Source organism: Herbiconiux daphne (assembly GCF_024979295.1).
Taxonomy (GTDB): domain Bacteria; phylum Actinomycetota; class Actinomycetes; order Actinomycetales; family Microbacteriaceae; genus Herbiconiux; species Herbiconiux daphnes.
This window is the reverse complement of the sequence record NZ_JANLCJ010000056.1, coordinates 1-1,999: the sequence shown is the minus strand read 5'-3', so window position 1 is coordinate 1,999 and position 1,999 is coordinate 1. Positions and strand designations below refer to the sequence as shown.

Below are 1,999 nucleotides of genomic sequence, written 5' to 3'. Positions count from 1 at the left end.
AAAGCTGAAACCTCTTTGGCCAACGAATATTATTGTTCGTCACCCAGGTACAGGCCGATTCATGAAATGGAAACACATCTAATCTAAGGGATCAAGTTGCATGGAGAGCACTTGGGTAAACTCGTTCCTTTTGGAACAAACGATAGCACACGTCATAAGTTCTCAGGCTAAACACGGATGCAACTTTAATATTCCTGAAGCCTCAAGAATTTTGGCAGTGCTGGATAAATCAGTAGCTCGTCTGGATAGACGTCTGATTAAACTTCTTCCACCGGATCGTGTGCCCGGTATTGAAATCAACAAACCATTTAAACTGAATGGTAAGTTGACAGCATTAACCGAGAAGCGTTTAGGTAAAGATGGCTGGACAGAAGAAGAGATGGCCAATGTTGTTGGGCCGTTGACAACTCTGCCAAAGTATATACCTTTTGATATGGGCAAAACCCAGAAGTTAAAAGAGGTTATGTACGAGTTAGGTTGGACTCCTGATGAATGGAACATGAAGAAAAATCCATGGAAACCATTCAGGAGAACCAAACTATCTAAATCAGATTATACACGTGTCTTGGAGGACATGAGAGATGATGAGCTTTCCGATTTCATCGACGCTACAACCAATTATTACAACAAGCATTTTAACCTCGCAACGGGCAAGGTCACAGAGGGACACCGCAAGGCGTTACTCCGTGCGTGTGGATTCGTCAGAGCACCAAAAACTCTCGAAGAATACAGACGACACATGTTGCAACTTGCCTTCTGGCCAACGTCTCCGCAGATTACTGAAAGCTCATTTGACAGCGTAAGTAAAGAGCATGGCATTGCGATGATGTTGCTGAAGAAGCGCATGGTCACAATGCATCGCCGAGGTGTTATCGCAGGTCTGTTAGAGAAACGACGAGCTGATGGTAAGTTATCAGGGGAAGCAAACCCTTGTGCAACTCCAACAGCACGTATGACTCACAGGATTATTGCGAATATTCCAGCGGATGGATCTCCGTTGGGTGCTCGAATGAGAGCATTGTTTATGGGCAATTTCGATCCCACTGATATTGGTGGAGAAAGAAGTTTCCTAAACATTAATGATGGAGAGGAGCATTGGTGTAATGTCCCAGATGGACAACAAGCGTTCGTTGGTGGGGATGGTGCTGGACTTGAGCTGCGCATGTTGGCTCACTATCTGGTATACGTTCCTACTATGCTGCTTGCAAATGAAGATTACACTCTCTTCACGAAGACTCAACTCGAAGCGGCTCTTGCTTCAGCAATTGCATACAGAACGGCACTTCTGGAAGGTGATATCCATACCCATAACCAGAAACTTGCGGGTTTGCCTACTCGTAAATCAGCAAAAACTTTTATCTATGCGTTCTTATATGGTGCGGGTAATGCGAACCTAGGTGCTCAGTTGGGTGGTGATGTTAATGTCGGTCTGAAAGCACGTGAAACATTCCTCCGTGAATGTCCATGTATTCCAGTCTTGATTGAATACATCCAGTGGTTCGCTGCAACAAATGGGTATGTGCCGGGCATTGATGGTCGTCAGTTACGTCTTCGTAAAGATGATAACGGCAAACTGATGACACACAAAGCGTTGAATCTTTTATTGCAAGCGGCAGGTTCAATTGTTATGAAGATTGCTTGTCGTATTCTGACAGAACAAATTGAATCAGAACAATTGAATTGCCATCAGGTTATCTTTTATCATGATGAATTTCAGTTCACATGTCATACCACACATGTCGCACGTCTCAGGACTCTTATTGATAACTGTGTACGTCTTGCTGGTGAAGGTCTTGATATGAAATGTCCGTTGGCATCTGATAGTAAAGCAGGAGCGTCATGGCTAGACACGCATTGATCAGTGACGAGCCAATGGCTTGGATGCATGTTACAGATGTTTGCAATCGTATCGAAGAAAGGGAGCTTGATGAATATCAAGCTTCTCGTTGTTGGGGTGAGACACTTATCAGCGTTATCCCTTTGTATAGAGAGATAGTTG

1 protein-coding gene is annotated in these 1,999 nt (G+C 44.1%); it reads left to right on the top strand.

The genetic code is table 11. The features are described from left to right. Positions 1 to 100 precede the first annotated feature (100 nt). Positions 101 to 1,858, top strand: coding sequence for a DNA polymerase (locus tag N1032_RS22755; protein ID WP_259542594.1), 1,758 nt, complete (start codon positions 101 to 103; stop codon positions 1,856 to 1,858). Positions 1,859 to 1,999: the final 141 nt, after the last annotated feature.

What these genes read in the sequence shown, in the direction of transcription:
- N1032_RS22755 (WP_259542594.1), top strand. Translation starts at nt 101, where the DNA reads ATGGAGAGCACTTGGGTAAACTCGTTCCTTTTGGAACAAACGATAGCA.